Source organism: Advenella mimigardefordensis DPN7 (genome assembly GCF_000521505.1).
GTDB lineage: Bacteria > Pseudomonadota > Gammaproteobacteria > Burkholderiales > Burkholderiaceae_B > Advenella > Advenella mimigardefordensis.
Map to the genome: position 1 here is coordinate 2,907,086 of NZ_CP003915.1, position 16,036 is coordinate 2,923,121.

General features: G+C 53.6%; 11 protein-coding genes. 6 read left to right on the forward strand and 5 right to left on the reverse strand.

Going from position 1 to position 16,036, the window contains the following annotated elements; genetic code table 11:
* The first annotated feature begins 361 nt into the window (after positions 1-361).
* From MIM_RS13410 to ampC, 3 genes are all read left to right on the forward strand, one after another.
* Positions 362-640 (forward strand): hypothetical protein, encoded by a 279-nt coding sequence (locus MIM_RS13410; RefSeq protein ID WP_025373269.1) that lies wholly within the window; start codon positions 362-364, stop codon positions 638-640.
* A gap of 285 nt (positions 641-925) precedes the next feature.
* Positions 926-2,545 carry a Hint domain-containing protein gene (locus MIM_RS22185; protein WP_025373270.1) on the forward strand — a complete coding sequence of 540 codons (1,620 nt, stop codon included), beginning with the start codon at positions 926-928 and terminating at the stop codon, positions 2,543-2,545.
* A 620-nt stretch (positions 2,546-3,165) separates the two neighbouring features.
* Positions 3,166-4,323, forward strand: coding sequence for a class C beta-lactamase (gene ampC, locus MIM_RS13420; protein ID WP_025373271.1), 1,158 nt, complete (start codon positions 3,166-3,168; stop codon positions 4,321-4,323).
* Positions 4,324-4,502: 179 nt separating this feature from the next.
* Here ampC and MIM_RS22190 read toward each other — a convergent pair whose 3' ends face one another.
* On the reverse strand, positions 4,503-4,949 hold the full coding sequence (locus MIM_RS22190; protein WP_025373272.1) for an Ivy family c-type lysozyme inhibitor: 447 nt from the start codon (positions 4,947-4,949) through the stop codon (positions 4,503-4,505).
* 98 nt (positions 4,950-5,047) lie between these two features.
* Here MIM_RS22190 and MIM_RS13430 point away from each other — a divergent pair, with 98 nt between their 5' ends.
* The 3 genes from MIM_RS13430 to MIM_RS13440 all read left to right on the forward strand — a co-directional run bounded on the left by MIM_RS13430 (position 5,048) and on the right by MIM_RS13440 (position 7,602).
* Positions 5,048-5,872 carry a phosphatase PAP2 family protein gene (locus MIM_RS13430; RefSeq protein ID WP_025373273.1) on the forward strand — a complete coding sequence of 275 codons (825 nt, stop codon included), beginning with the start codon at positions 5,048-5,050 and terminating at the stop codon, positions 5,870-5,872.
* 170 nt (positions 5,873-6,042) lie between these two features.
* A complete protein-coding gene (locus MIM_RS13435) occupies positions 6,043-6,981 on the forward strand; it encodes an MBL fold metallo-hydrolase (protein ID WP_025373274.1) in 939 nt (312 codons plus the stop codon).
* Between the two features lie 108 nt (positions 6,982-7,089).
* Positions 7,090-7,602: a GNAT family N-acetyltransferase gene (locus MIM_RS13440; RefSeq protein ID WP_025373275.1), complete on the forward strand. Its 513-nt coding sequence runs from the start codon at positions 7,090-7,092 to the stop codon at positions 7,600-7,602.
* A gap of 65 nt (positions 7,603-7,667) precedes the next feature.
* On the opposite strand, the gene MIM_RS13445 is transcribed toward MIM_RS13440, so the two are convergent.
* From MIM_RS13445 to MIM_RS13460, 4 genes are all read right to left on the reverse strand, one after another.
* Positions 7,668-9,851, reverse strand: a complete 2,184-nt coding sequence (locus MIM_RS13445) for a TonB-dependent receptor (protein WP_025373276.1) — start codon at positions 9,849-9,851, stop codon at positions 7,668-7,670.
* A gap of 406 nt (positions 9,852-10,257) precedes the next feature.
* Positions 10,258-12,483 carry a ferric-rhodotorulic acid/ferric-coprogen receptor FhuE gene (fhuE, locus tag MIM_RS13450; RefSeq protein ID WP_245592749.1) on the reverse strand — a complete coding sequence of 742 codons (2,226 nt, stop codon included), beginning with the start codon at positions 12,481-12,483 and terminating at the stop codon, positions 10,258-10,260.
* A 262-nt stretch (positions 12,484-12,745) separates the two neighbouring features.
* Positions 12,746-14,833 (reverse strand): MacB family efflux pump subunit, encoded by a 2,088-nt coding sequence (locus MIM_RS13455; RefSeq protein ID WP_025373278.1) that lies wholly within the window; start codon positions 14,831-14,833, stop codon positions 12,746-12,748.
* Complete coding sequence (locus MIM_RS13460) at positions 14,827-16,026, reverse strand: efflux RND transporter periplasmic adaptor subunit (protein ID WP_281177990.1); 1,200 nt, start codon at positions 16,024-16,026, stop codon at positions 14,827-14,829. The genes MIM_RS13455 and MIM_RS13460 overlap by 7 nt, the downstream gene beginning before the upstream one ends.
* Positions 16,027-16,036: the final 10 nt, after the last annotated feature.

A 16,036-nucleotide genomic window follows, 5' to 3' on the forward strand; every position in this document is an offset into this window, starting at 1 on the left:
CATCATATTCTGCCACGTCTGCAGCTCTCCTTTTACATCAGCATAAATGTATTCCACCCAGCGCAGATCCAGTTGTGGGGCGGGCTTCAATACGTTATAAGTTACGTTACCATCCTATTTGCGCATGACTCTCGCGAGCGTGCTGTGCTTTCAGGCCACTGGTTTTTTTATGAAGAAACCCTGAATTTTGTTCTAAAAAGACATTTGATCGGGCCTGGTCGCTTCATTTCCCTGCCGCCCGTGCTTTTCACTTATTGACATTCAAAAAAAACACAAGGCGTTACATTACGCTTTTATAAGCAACGCCTGGCTCATCTCTCGCAACAAAGAAAAAACGGCCAATGGCAGTGGAATACTAGCTATGCTGATCAAGCAATCGGTAAAAATCGTCAGTTACTACGATACGCTCATCATTGTCCCACAGTGGACTAAATTTCTGACCATGAACAAGGACGGAAAAATATTTGCCTGGGAGACAAAACCCCAGACTAACAGCCGACTTTGGTACATTTTCAAACAATTCAAATTCCAGCATGTTGCCTATGGAGATCCTGAGGCGATCCAATGGGAGAAATCTCTGCGCCGGTATTACACGACTGGCCAAAAAGCAGAATCGTCGCATTCTGACGATGCAATGTAGTCGCTCATAAAATACCTATCGCGCTATAAGCTTTAATACATGCCGCTTCGCAGATAACCAACAACAAATAAATATTGATATCTATGGGAACACAGTCAAGGAATGTCACGCCCTGACATTTCTTGTAAATGTTTCGTTGCCGCTTCCATCGGCGCTGGCTAGACTGGCGTTGCCTTAACGACTATTACAATTGAATACATTAACTTTATGCCAATTGTAAAGATTATTAAAGCCACTGGATTTTCAAATTAACAAGCTTTTTACTTCATATGGATGAGTAAGCTCATGGCAAAAATAACACTTGGCGGTTTTACTTCTGCGAACAAAACGATAGATCAAAGTACCTATCCAGGCGATGAAAAATTGACCGTCGATAGCATCGCAGGCAACACGTCGCTCACAATCAATAACTCAACAAATTCCGATGACGTTCTGGACCTGACGCAAACACGCCTGATCCCGATTGGCGGCAAATCAACGCTGACTCTGGGTGAAAATGCGCATGTAAAAATCTCTGAATTCTTTGATCTGAGTATTGGTCAAACCAGTGAATATAATCTGGGCGAAGGTTCAACGCTTGAATACGCACCAGCCAGTATTGGCGCTGGCGCAGCCAATTCGACCACATTCGACATGGGTAGCAGCGGCACATCAACATTAATCTACAACCCGGGCGGTGTTCAGGTGGATTTTTCCAGCGCACCAAAAATTGCCGGACTGTCTGCCGGTGACCAGATCCAGGTAAACGGCGCAACACAAGGTGCGGTAGAAGGCAACAATCTTGTATTCCGCGATGATCATGGCCGCGTGGTTGGCTCCTTTAATGCGAGTGGACAGGACTTATCAAAAGTCACCTTTGAAGGCGGCACCATGACCTATGCGTGCTACCTTAAAGGCACGCACATTGCCACCCCAGAAGGTGAAGTGAAGGTTGAAACACTGAAAGCCGGCGACAAAGTGCTGACCGCTTCCGGTGGCGTTGCCACAGTCAAATGGCTGGGTCATCGCACCTTGCACAAAAGCCGCATTCCTGCCAAGGATGCAGTACGTGCCTTCCCTATTCTGTTCAAGAAAGATGCCATCGCCAGCAACGTGCCACACCGCGACCTGACATTGTCTCCAGGCCACCATGTGTCGTTCAACGGCACTTTGGTCCCTGCCATGATGCTGGTCAACGGCCAGACCATTGTGCAGCAATTCGACACCCAGAAATTCGAATACTTCCACGTTGAGCTTGAACAGTTTGACATCATGCTTGCCGAAGGCGTACCTGCCGAGTCTTATGTCGATACCGGTAACCGCAATATGTTCCAGAACGCCGCTGAAGTGGCCATGAACCCGGATTTCGGTCCTGCAGAGGGTCGCCCCGTTGTTGAAGGTATTACGGTTGCGCAGCAAGGGCCTGTTGTCGAAGCCATTCGCAAACAATTGCTGGTGCGTGCGGAAGCGATGACCGGTGCGGTGCGTACGACAGACGCCGCGCTGTGCATTGAAGTGAATGGTCAGATTGTTCACGCCACACCCGCATTCAGCAAAGAAGGCGTGTATCGCTTTGCGCTGCCTGCGAATGCCGGCGATGTCCGCGTTCTGTCACGCGCTGCCGTGGTTCGTGACGTCACACCGCTGGCTCGTCGTGACCTGCGTAAGATCGGTGTTGGCCTGGCAATGATAGCGATCACCACTGCAACAGATCGTCATGAAATCAGCCTGACAGATGATGCATTGACCGGCCTGAACGCCGTGCAGGACGTGAAAGGTACCGCAATGCGCTGGACCAATGGCGCAGCAGTGATTCCTGCTGCCCTGATCAACAGCACTGATGAAGCAACGCTGGAACTGACCGTACTGCGTACCTACACATACTGGGTTGATGCAGACGTTCAAAAAGCCGTACGCGCTGCTTAGTGCTGAAGTTGTTGAATGATACGCTTGAATGATGTGCTTGAAGGACGCAATTTATAAGTGTTACTTGAAGACATTTTTTAGCGACTTTTTTTAACAAGGTTATTTTTAAAAAACGTTGTTTTTACATTCCTTGCTCTCCTATTGGTCTACGGACTAATGGGAGATTTTTTTTCTGCGCCTGCCTCCATCCTGCTTTGCAGGCATCAGTATGCATCCGGTCTTGTCTGGCGAGCGTTCAATGATCAGGTCGTTACGCGGTAGCGAAATGCGATTGAATCATTCAAAGGCACTTCTTCACATTCCAAAATAGTAAAAAAAAACCTGGCCATTTCTGGCCAGGGCAAAGGGTACGTTGGATAGGTGAATATTCATACGTACGGCCCGAAGTTTACACGGGCGCAACGAGAATTTCCTTGATCTGAAATAAGTTGACATTCGTTTCGACATATAATGATCCGGGCCAATGGGATTATTCGCCCGCTATACATCTATACTCGCCGCTGTGCCGCCCTGCACGCCGACACTCGCCATTTGTTACCAATCTGTACCCACCGGCCTTAGGGCTATAAACGACAATGCGAGATGCATCTGTTTCCTTTTTCTTTCTTATACATCTACTCATGACTGCTCACCTGCCCACATTGCTGACTCGTCTTACTTTAATAACAGGCATCATGGCGGCTACAGCCAGCCATGCCGCGCCGGAACAAGCCGCTGTAAAAAAACAGGTGGACGCAGCCGTTGCCCCTGTAATGAAAAAGCACAACATTGCTGGTATGGCCGTAGGTGTGATTGCGCAAGACAAGACCTATTTATTCAATTACGGCGTAGCCTCCAGACAAACAGCAAGTGCGGTCACCTCTTCCACGCTTTTTGAACTGGGCTCAATCAGCAAAACCTTTACAGCGACATTGGCCAGCTATGCCCAGGTCAAGGGATATCTGAAGCTGTCCGATACCGTCGAGAGCTATCTGCCGAAAATGCAGAAAACTGAGTTTGGCTCGGTTAGCCTGATGCAATTAGGCACGCATACGCCCGGCGGTTTCCCGCTACAGGTACCTGAACAGATCGGAAACAATGTGCAACTGATGTCCTATCTGCAGCAGTGGAAGCCACCTTTTGAGAAAGGGACGAAAAGAACCTATACCAATCCGGGCATAGGCATGCTGGGGCTGATAACGGCAAAAGCGATGGGCCAGGATTTCATACCGTTGATGGAAAAACAGTTATACGCGGGGCTGGGGCTGAGCAACACTTACATTGATATTCCCGATCAGCAGGTGAACAATTATGCTCAAGGCTACACCAGTCAGGACACGCCAACGCGTGTAAGCAAAGGCGTACTTTGGGCAGAAGCGTATGGTGCAAAATCCACCAGCGCCGATATGGTTCGCTTCCTGAAAATAAATATGCACATGGCAGATGTGGACGAGCAATTACAGAAGGCAGTAACGAATACGCACACAGGATATTTCCAGACTGCAGCCATGACGCAGGATCTGATTTGGGAACAGTACCCATACCCCGTGACACTGGCTTCTTTACAGCACGGCAATTCTGCTGACTTTGCGCTATCACCACAACCGGTAAAAGCGCTGACTCCACCCATGGCTCCCCGCGACGATGTATGGATTAATAAAACAGGATCGACCAATGGATTCGGCGCGTATGTAGCCTTCGTGCCGAAACGCAAAATAGGCATTGTGATCCTGGCCAACAAAAACTATCCGAACGCAGACCGGCTGGCCATTGCCTATCAGATACTAGGCGGACTTTAAACGCATTCTGAGCGAGTTCCGAACGATGTCTTTAAGCAGTCACTGTAAGCCTGCTTGACAAAGGCATCGTGCAGCCGAAAATCGGTAATGGCGGTAATGGCGGTAATGGCGACAGTGGCGATAATGGCGGCCTTGTCAGCATGGGTCGCGCCGCATGCGATAGCGGCGAAACCTCTCGATTAATTGTCTGGCGCAGGAAACAAGGCAGTTGCCAGCTCAGCCACCTGCTCATCGGTTGGCTGACCAAGCCATTGAATCGTACTGTCCGATACATTGCCCGTTGCCGCCAGCTGGTTCGTTAAAAATGCCCCCACTGCGTGGTTGTTCTTTTTCGAAATCAACACCACATATTTTTCAGATGGGCAGTCATGCGGTTTGCAACCAGACAGCCGCCAGTAACTTTCACTACCCAGCGTAGTGTCTTCAACGGGTATTGTCACGCCGTAATTCTTTACCCACGCGTGCTTACTGACAAGTGCTTTGGTGAGGCCGGCAAAGGCATTAGCGGCCTGGGGCTCCTGGTTTGCCAGATCCGCAGGATAAAGATCGGCAGCATAAATCTGGCCTGCAAAAGCAAGACTGCCCCATGTTGCAAGAACGAGAGATTTAAAGATGAAATGACGCATGTTGCACCCTCTAAAACGATTGAAACAGGTATGATTTTATCTTCTGTCGCTTCAAGTGGACAAGCCTTGGCTTGTCCCCAACTACACGGCGCTATTGCATGACAATGTATCCCATGATCCGCATCCGGTCCTACTGGCCGTATTATCTTGCTGCGCTGGCCTGTGCCCTGTTTTTACTCGTTCTGATCAATGTGCGCACCGATGGCCGGCTGTTCGCTATCGACCAGACAGTTTATCGGCAACTGCAGCTGTTACGTACGCCCTGGCTGGATCATATCCTGATTACAGTCACGCAGCTGGGCGACACATTCATGGTGACCGTTATCGCCGGCGTGGTCGCATTCCGGCTGCTGGTCAGCAAAGCCTGGCGCACCGCCGCTTACTGGTTGCTCACCATCACCGGCGCCGGACTGATCAACACGGCCATCAAGGCGACCATTGTACGCACGCGCCCTGGCGACATGATGTACTCCGGCTGGACCGCCTATTCGTTTCCCAGCGGTCATACTACCAGCAATCTCGTGCTGTACGGCCTGCTTTGCATCCTGATTTACCCCTGCATCAAAAAACACACCACGCGAATCCTTACTGTGTGCGCCGCGATGGGATTCGCTCTGCTGGTGGCAGCCTCGCGTATCTATCTTGGGGCACACTGGTTTTCAGATGTGCTCGGCGGCATGCTGCTCAGCACCCTGACCCTGTGTATTGCGGGTGTCCGCTACCATACCGGCAAAAAACATGAGCTATCCGCTGGCGCCTTGCTGATTCCTGTGCTATCCGCACTGCTGATTATTGGCGGTTTCCATGTCTGGCAAGACAGGCAGGTAAATATGCAACGCTATACACCACCTGCTCTATCTGATCAGGCGCCCGGCCACATCCTGCCGCCTGCCACTTCCACTGTCGAAGCACGCCATGAATAGCCGGCTATATTGCCACACCACCGGCGGCATGCGCTGAAACAAGCCATTCAAACATAAGATATCAACCAATCTGCATGACGCTTACCAGTAATTTTGTTATTATATTTGAATATAAACTTATTACCGTAAGTAATTAAATAACATAGTCATCCTGCTACCCGGAGCCTACGATGTCTCTCCTTTCTCATGATCCGGCGTGCCAGAAGGCATCGCAACAAATCATTAACACCCTTCACGACCCCATGCGCAAGCCAGTGGTGAAGAGCTTTTTTGACGAAGCGACCAACACTATCAGCTATGTCGTACACGCACCCAATGACAGGCATTGTGCGGTAATCGACAGCGTACTGGACTACGACGCCGCCTCGGGCAGAACCTCGGCAGCGTCGGTGCAGCCAATCATCGACTACGTCCGCTTGCATCAATTACAAGTGCAATGGCTGCTGGAAACACATGCACATGCAGATCATCTATCGGCCGCCCCAATCCTGGCCGCGCAACTGGGCGGACAACTGGCCATCGGCAAGCATATTGGTCTGGTTCAGAACACGTTCGCAGAGATATACAACACGCAAGGCTCACAAAGCGGTAAGGCCGACGACTTCGATCATCTGTTCGACGATGGCGACACATTCACAATCGGTGCGTTGCAGGCGACCGTTCTGCATGTACCCGGTCACACCCCGGCCTGTCTGGCCTATATTATCGGCGACTGTGTGTTCGTCGGCGACACCCTGTTTATGCCAGACTATGGAACTGCGCGTTGTGATTTTCCTGGTGGCGATGCACGCACACTATATCAATCGATTCAACGCCTGCTTCGCCTGCCCGGCGATGCGCGGGTATTGATGTGCCATGACTACAAGGCGCCAGGCCGTGATGAATTTGTATGGGAAACCACGATTGAAATGCAACGCAGGCAGAATATCCATGTGCACGAAGGGGTATCAGAGGACGAATTTGTCATCATGCGCACTCAGCGCGATGCGACCCTGTCCACCCCAAAACTGTTATTGCCTTCGATACAGGTGAACGTACGCGGTGGCAAGCTGCCCGAACCCGAGCACAACGGCGTGCGCTACCTGAAAATCCCGCTTAACACAATCTGAAGGCGGTTCAGCCACGCCCCATTGACTGGCCGCTCATGCGCCAGGCCACCACCTCGGCCGCATTTAACGTATGATCGACAAGAAGCTCTTTTCCTATACACATGCAATATGGATTCATTTGAAATAACCGTTCTTGACGCTAACGATGCGGCTGCCTTTCGCCAGTTTCGGCTCACTGCCTTGCAGGATGCGCCACAAGCCTTTGGTTCCAGCTATGCCGCAGAATCAGCTCAGCCGTTGACTTTTTTTGAGGATCGCCTGTGCAGCAGTAAAGTGTGGGCGGCAAGCAAAGGCGGCACGATCGTCGGTACGGCCGGGCTGGCGCCATGGCTTGGGGTTCGCGAGCGCCATAAAGGTTTTGTGTGGGGCGTCTTCGTTGCGTCACAGGTTCGCGGCCAGCGCATTGCGCAGGCATTGCTGACAGAACTGCTGGCGTATGGTAACCAGCATTACGAGCAGATCACCCTTTCAGTAACGGCTGAAAACATGGCGGCATTCAGGTTGTATCAGCAGGCCGGCTTTGAGGTCTACGGCAAAGAACCCAACGCACTCAAGGACGAAACCGGCTATAGCGACGAACTGCTCATGGTTCGTTTCGCAAACAAAAAGCCGTCTGAATAACACCAGAGCGATGCGTTATTCAGGCGGCCGCTGATCTTGCCTCGGTGTGGGCAAGCCCGGAAGTGCTAAAAGTTGAGCGATACCGACGCTTTTACCGTCCGGCCATTTCCGGCTGTTAACTGACCATACTGTGGTGCAACGGTTGCCCAATAACGTTTATTGAATATATTGTCGACCCCGAAACGGAAAGTCGTTTCCTTTCCTGCCACTTCTGTCGTGTAGCGTGCGCCCAGATCCACGCGCGTCCACGCGGGAATGGTGCCTTCATTTTCCTTGTTAACGTACTGCTTGCTGCGATGGGTAATATAACCCTGTAAAGTGAGCCCGGGCGCAAATGCGGGATCCCACTCGGCGCCCAGGGTCGCCTGCAGGCGAGGCACGCCGGGCGCGTGATTGCCGTCATTCAGACCATCCTGAGTTTTCTGCAGGCGGGCATTCATGAACGTCACCCCACCTACAAGCCTGACCCCTTCTGCCGGCTGGCCATACACACTCAGTTCAACCCCCCGGTTGCGCTGCTCTCCGGCAGGCCCGAAAATATTGGTCTTACTATCCAGATAGAACTCCGGTTTTTCCAGCTGAAAGGCAGCCAGGCTGGCGCCGTAATCGCCCATATCCACTTTAATGCCGGCTTCAATCTGCTTGGTGCGTGACGGCTTGAATACCTCGTTGCGATTGTCTGCGGTCAGCGATGCCGTCTCGCCACGTGTCAGACCTTCAATATAATTGGCATAAAGCGATACGTTATTAGTCGCTTTGAAAACCAGGCCCGCGAACGGCGTAATGATGGATTTGTCGTAGTCTGAGCTAGACGTACCCGTGTAATCATAGGCGGTGTAGCGCAGGTTCTGGTGGCGCAGGCCCAGCGTCAGCAGTATGCGCTCGTCCAGAAACGACAGCGTATCAGACAGGGCAATACTGCGCAGTATGGACCGCTCCACTTTACCCGGGTTATCAATATCGCCGCCGGACGAGGTGATCTGGTCCGGATAAGGGGAGTCTATCGGGTTGAAGATATCACGATCCTGGCTGGCGAAAAATTGATAGGCGCTGTGATTGCTTGTGCGCAAAGCCGAAACGCCCAGGTTCACCTGATGCCCCACAGAACCAGTCATAAAGCGCCCGCGCAAGCCCACCTCACCGGTTGTGCTATTGCGTATATAGGGTGTACGCAATGGATTATGTGCACCAATACCATCACCATTGACCTTGGCACCTGCATAAAGCCCGTCTTCCTTGTCGCGACTGGTGCCGATAGCGGCATAAGTCATCCAGTTCTCGCTCAGATCGTACTCGACCCTTGCGACCGCATAAGTGCTCTCCAGTTTCGACCAGGCCCAGCGTTGCGCATAATTCACGCTGCTGGAAGGGGTATCAGGAACACCGTCGCCCGTAAGCGTGATGGTTGGCCGCGCCTGATCAAAACGAACCCTTTGGTACCCAACGTCAAGCGATGCACGCAGCCGCTCGCCACGATAGTCCAGCCCCAGTGTGACAACAGAGGTCTTTGAATCGGCATCTTTGGTGGACATCTCACCATCACGATGTGCAGCGTTAAGGCGAAGACCGAACTGACCGGCGTCTCCCCAGCGACGGCCAATATCCACGCCGCCACCCACCTGCCCGCGCCCTGTGTAATCAACGTTCAAGCGGGTCAGCGGCTCATCGGTGCCACGCTTGGGCTGGATATTGATCAAACCGCCCAGACCACTGCCGCCAGGTGCGGCGCCATTCAAAAAAGCACTGGCTCCCTTGAAAACTTCGACACGCTCCACCATTTCCGTGGGCAGTACCTGGCGCGGCAAAATACCATATAGACCATTGAACGCCAGATCATCATTGTTCAACGGAAAGCCCCGTATCACAAAGGTTTCGGCAAAATTGCCATAACCGTTACCAACCTGCACGGTAGGATCATTCTTGATCGCGTCTCCCAATGTGCGGGCCTGCTGGTCTTCAATCAGTTTCGAGGTATAGCTGTTGATCATGTACGGAGAACTCATGTTGTCCGCATTACCAAGAATACCCGCCTGCCCACCGGTGGCGACCTGCCCGCCGGCATACGTCTCGGGCGTGGGTACAGAAACCGACACGTTCTCATCGGTCGCATTGATTGCCTCAAGGCGGGTTGCATCGCTGGCGGCAGGCGCCGATACGGTTTGGGCATACACTGCCGCCCCGGACGCACAAAGCGCCAGCGGCAACGCGCGCAAAATCAATATAGGAAAGTGGCGTGATGCTGGTTTCATGTTCTGGTATACATCCTGTGGTTAATCTGTGAGGGTCTTTTGTTGATCCCATGAACAACGACAGGTACGCACACGACTTTCCGCGCAGCAATTCACTCCCTATCTGCCAATAGCTCGATCAATCAATATCGAAAATTATAATAAGAATCATTCTTAATCAATAGATTAAACGTTTTTATCGTCTGATTGGGTAATAATTGCGGCAAAAATAAGACAGTTCGATGAAAAAGGCCATTATTACACCAGCAGCGGGCGGCCACGGAATGGCACTATTTCAACTGCAATTGAGGGCATGTACCCTCCCCCCGCTACGGCCACTTAGGCCAATTCTCACTCAGGCCAGTTCTTTTACCCTTTGCGGCGTTACGATTTAATCACCGTAACGCCGCCGCACAATCTGCCAGACTCAATATTTATAGCTGAGCGTCGCCATCACGTTCCGTGGTGCGCCCCATGAGCCCTGGCTGTAAAAGCCGATCTGGTCGTAGTATTTTTTATTGAACAGGTTATTCAGATTGACCTGCAACGACGTACTATGGTTGAGCTGGTAACGCGCCATCAGGTCCACCAGCGCATACGCCCCCTGCGATACCCGTTCACTTCCCTTGGGACCTCTTCCCATGGCGTAATAACTGCTTTGCCAGGTCACGCCACCGCCCAGGGTCAGGCCCTGCAAGCGGCCCGCAAGCCTGTAGGTCATAAACAATTTGAACAGCGTACGGGGCTGCTCGGACAGAACCACATTACCGTTACCGTCGCGCGCTGTCCAATGCGTCAGACCCGTCATAATATTCCAGCCGGCCAGCGGCTCGCCTGACAATTCAAGATCATAGCCACGGCTGCGCGTGCCGTTGGTGGCAACGTATGCCTGCTCCGTTGTGCCGGGAACAAAGTAGCCAGTGTCCTTTTGTTTCAGATTGTCCTGATCCGTCTGAAACACGGCTGCACTGGCGGTCAGCCTGCCATCAAGAAAGCTGCCCTTGATGCCCGCTTCATAATTGCGCCCTTCCAGCGGATCCAGCCAGCGACCATGGCGATCCTGCGCTTCCTGGGGATTGAAAATCCCGGTATAGCTGAAATAAGCCGTCAGACTATCGCTCAGGTCATACAAAATACCAGCATAAGGCGTAATGGCGTTTTTCCTGAATTGATGCGATGAGTAGCCCGTCTGATCACCGCTCCATTGTGTGTATCGTCCACCCAGAATCACGTTGAGCGCATCCGACAAATTCAGGCGGGTCGCCACATACACGCCACTTTGCCGGGTCAGATTCTGATGCACGGCAACGGGCTCACCCCAGCGTGGCTCCGGATAAGAACCATCCCATTGCAGAAAATTGCCGATGGCCGGCACCGAGAGGGGACCGAGCCGATGAAACACCGTACGCTGCCGGCTTAAGCTGGCGCCCACAATCAGTTCATGCTGTCTGCCGAACAATTGAATCGGTCCGGATACCTTCAGGTCTGCGCTATGCTGCCGGCGAAATCCATAGTGATTACTGGGATAGGAAAACATGCCCAGACCCGTTTTTCTGTCCGGAAAACCCGTCATAAATTGCGATGTGAAGTCAGCCCGGTGCTTGCTATAGCTCAGCATGGCATTGAATTTCCAGCCGTTGTCGAACGCATGCTCCAGATCCGCGAAGGCGCCTGTTGTGACAATGGTCCACCGGCTCCAATCGGCGCCAACATTCAGTTTCCGGTCCCAGTTGGTACGACCGCCATCGGCGTACCACAAGGGAAAGCCGCCAGCCGTGGTCACTCTGGGCGCGTTGCGCTGGTAATTGAAGCCCAGACGCAGAACCGTACGCGAGGAAAGATCGGCTTCAACGGTGCCATACAAAAGCGAGCGCTGCGAATGATAGCGATCAAGGAATGAGCGATTTTTCTGATAGGCGGCAACCAGACGTCCGCGCACATTGCCCTCTGTGGTCAGGGGTGTTGAAAGGTCTGTCGTCGCCCGATAGGTATCGAAAGAACCGGCACCCAGCGACAAATCAGCCTTGAACTGCCTGCTATCGGCGCGCTTGCGTACCAGATTGACAGACGCAGACGGATTACCGGCACCCGTCAGCAAACCGGTAGCCCCGCGAACGACTTCCACGCGATCATAAATGATGGGATCCATTTGCGACTCGCCTGCCGCCCACTGTGGCATGTAGGTTGTAGGAATACCGTCGTACAAATAGTTGGTGATAAAAAAGCCACGTGAATAAAAGCTATACCGTTCGCTATCCTGATTGCGCACCGAAATACCCGGTGTTGCCGTCATGACATCTTTGACCGACAGCATATTCTGATCTTCCATGCGCTGACGCGTCACAACGGTGACTGCCTGCGGCGTTTCACGCAAGGATAAGGTCAGGCCGGTGCCGGCCCGGGTTGCCAGCGCCGTGTACGACTGCGTACCTTCGGTGACGACATCATCGGCCAGCGTCGCATGAACGGCCGACAACGTTGAGATGGGTGCTGTGCCGACAGCGGCGGCGGGCACCCCGTCTGCCGGTTGGGCACCTTGTTGAACCTGCTCCTGTACCCATCGCCGGGCCTGCTTTTGTACAGCGGACTGGGCATTGACTGCAGCCGGCAAGCCGGTAGCCAGCACAACACCAACGCCAAGCAACCTGCTCACGGTTTTCACCGAGGCCCGCAGGCAAGCCTGATTTTTTTCTTCCGTTTCTAAAATAGTGCTGTAAAAACGGTACATCCGTACTACTCCCTGCCTATCCTGATTACAAATTTAAAAATGCAAATTATAATCATTCTTAATACAGAAATATTATGCTATCGGGCCTCTTTACATTGCTTTTCGATTTCAATACATCCGGCAGCCTTGTTTGTATTTTTACGTAGACCTGTCCGTTCAAGCGTGTACCGGCAAATCGTCACAACGCTCAACGAGCTTCCAGCGCCCTGACCGGATCCAGTCGAGCCGCATTTTTTGCCGGCACATAGCCGAATACAATGCCGGTGATCACAGCGCAAAAGAATGCGCCCAGGATGGCGGTCAGTGAAAAAATCAGCGGTACGCCGGCCAGCAGCAACAGTATGCCGATCACGATGCCGCAAAAGACGCCCGCCGCACCGCCGCTGACGGTCAGCAACAGCGCTTCCACCAGAAACTGCCGCAAAATATCACGCTGCCTGGCGCCGGTTGCCACGCGTATGCCGATCTCCCTGGTGCGTTCGCTCACGGTCATCAGCATCACATTCATCACCCCGATACCACCAACCAGCAACGATACAGCGGCAATCAGCCCCAGCATCAGTGTCATGGAATCGCGTGCCTGCGCTTCGGCCAGCAGTCGCGCTGCGGCGTTACCGATAGAAAAATCCTCACGACCGCCGTGGCGGGCCAGCAGTTCTGTTCTGATACTCTGCTCTGCCTGAAGCACCAGCGCCGAGGTCCTGACCTGCACGACCACATAGTCGGGCTGCGTTTGCGCCTGATATACACGCGCACGTCCCGCCTGATAAGGAATAAATACCATATCGTCATAGTCCTGAAGGCCTGAATCGGCACCTCTTTCAGACATGATACCAATCACCTCGAACGACGCACTGCCAATCAATAGCTGCCGCCCCAGGGGGTTATCCATATCAGGAAAAAAGAATTTCCAGGCCTTGTGACCAAGCACCACCACCGGCGCCAGCCCGCGGTCTTCGCTGGCAGTGAAATAGCGCCCTTTTTTAACTTTCCAGTGGTGAACTTCCGGCATGACGGCAGCGGCAGCGTACACATAATTCTGCCTTGCGGCATTGGCATACCGCACAATAATCGGATCGCCAATGACTGGCATGACGTGCTGCAACTCCGGCAGCGCTGCCAGTGCTTCCAGATCTGCTTCTGACAATTGCCCTCTGGGGCCACCTGCTGGCGGAAAACTGCTGCCCATATACATAATGGTCGAACCCATCGCACCCATTTGACCCATCACGGTCTGACGCGATCCCTCACCTACCGCCAGCATCACGATGACCGATGCCACGCCGATAATAATACCCAGCAGCGTCAGTCCGGTTCGTACGGCATTCATGCGCATGCCACGCCAGGCCATACGCAAGGCTTCACGCAGTTCTGCCCGAAACACATTGCTATTATGATCCGGCGGGTGATGTGATTGCAGTTGTGATTGCGATGGTGCTTGCAAGACCGGCATCACCGGAACCGGCGGAACGCCCTTAACAGCGTGGGCACCATCGTTGCTCGTCCACGATTCGGGACATGCCGCCGGTTTCGGTGGATCCTGCACGCAGGTATCCGACGCCGCTGCTGAATCGCTCAGTATTCTGCCATCACGAATTTCAACAATGCGTTCCGCCTGCTGCGCCACTTTAGCGTCGTGCGTGATAAGGATAATCGTGTGGCCGGCTTGTGCCAATTGCCTGAGCAGCACCATAACCTGTTCACTGCTGCGACTGTCCAGCGCACCGGTAGGCTCATCGGCCAGAATAATACGACCACCGTTCATCAATGCCCGCGCAATGGACACACGCTGCTGCTGGCCGCCTGAGAGCTGCCCCGGCCTGTGCTGCAGGCGCTTGCCCAGATCCAGTTGAGTCAGCAGTGTGGTGGCCCTGGCATGCCTGGCCGCCTCTCCCATACCGGCGTAGATAGCAGGCAGTTGCACATTTTCAAGCGCCGTGTTTTCTGCCAGCAGATGATAACCCTGGAATACAAAGCCGAAAGCCTCACGCCGCAGCCGGGCCAGTTCATCGGCATTCAGCAGGGACACATTCTGCCCTTCGAACAGATACTGTCCGGCACTGGGTTTATCCAGGCAACCCAGAATATGCATCAAGGTGGACTTACCTGAACCCGATGGTCCCACTACGGCCACAAACTCACCCGCATACACGGACAGATGAATATCCTGCAGCACTTGCGCTCTGGGCGCACCATGTGCGCCGCCATAATATTTATCCAGTGCACGCAACTGAATCAGCGGCACGGCAAGTGACGATTCCAGTGCAGTTACCATTTGAACCACGGCATGGTATTGCTGACAGACTCTCCGGTCACCACCTGCATGCCCGGCTCCAGACCTTCAAGCACCTGCACTTCATGGCGACTGCGAATGCCCAGCCGAACAGCCCGGGGCTGCGGTTTTCCCGAGCGATCCAGCACCCGCAGCTGATAGCGGCCGGTCTCGTCGCGTTCTGTACCAATAGCGGCAAGCGGCACGACCAGTGCGTCAGCGGCCCGTGCTGAAACAAACGTTACCTGCGCCGTCATCTGGGGCATGAGTGCGCCATCATCATTGTTCACGTCGAACAGGACGGTGTACATCACCGCTTTGGTGGCTGCTGCCGGCTTGCCGTTATCAGCGGCCTGTTCTGCTGAATTGGGCGGCGCGGGCAATATCTGCCTGACGGTACTGCGCCACTGACGCGGTTCATGATCATGCTGCCCGCCCAGCGTGGTGAAGGTGACCGGCATACCAACGGTAATCAGCCCGATATCGGCTTCGGACACTTCCGCCCAAACGGTCATGCCGGACAGATCGGCAACGCGCAACACATTCGGGGTTTGATAAGTAGAGGTCAGGGTCTGGCCTTCGCGAGCATCCAGCGTTACCACCGTACCGTCCATGGTCGCGTAAATCCGCGTGTAACCCAATCGAGCCTCATCAGCCTTCAGTGTCGCCTGGGTCTGTTCCAGCTGCGCCTGCAATCGCTGTATGCGCGCGCGGGTTGCCCGCACCTCTGCCTGGGCGATGTCAACGTTTTCCCGCGAGGTAGAACCGGTTTGCACCAGCATGTTCTGACGTCGAAACTTCTTTTGCGCCAGATCCAGTTGCGCCTGTTCTTCGGCCAGCTGGGCATGCAGGCCAGCCAGTGACGCTCTGCCGGCATCCACTTCTGCCTGCTGGACACTGGGATCGATATCCAGCAACCGATCACCCCTTTTGACGGTATCGCCAGGTGCGACATAAATGCGCGTGATTTGTCCTGAAACCTGAGCCCCGACATCGACATACCGCCGTGGCTGCAACACGCCAATAGCAGCGACGGTTGCTTCTACATCCCTGGTGCTCGCCGCTGCGGTCTCATAGGTCACCGCCTCGCGATGACTCCAGCCATAACCGCAAGCGGCCAGCACCGTCACAGCCACGCTTAGCCAGAGCCCCCTGCGAAGCCATGTTCGCCGTGTTCCGTTCATTACCTGAGCCATACTACTTACC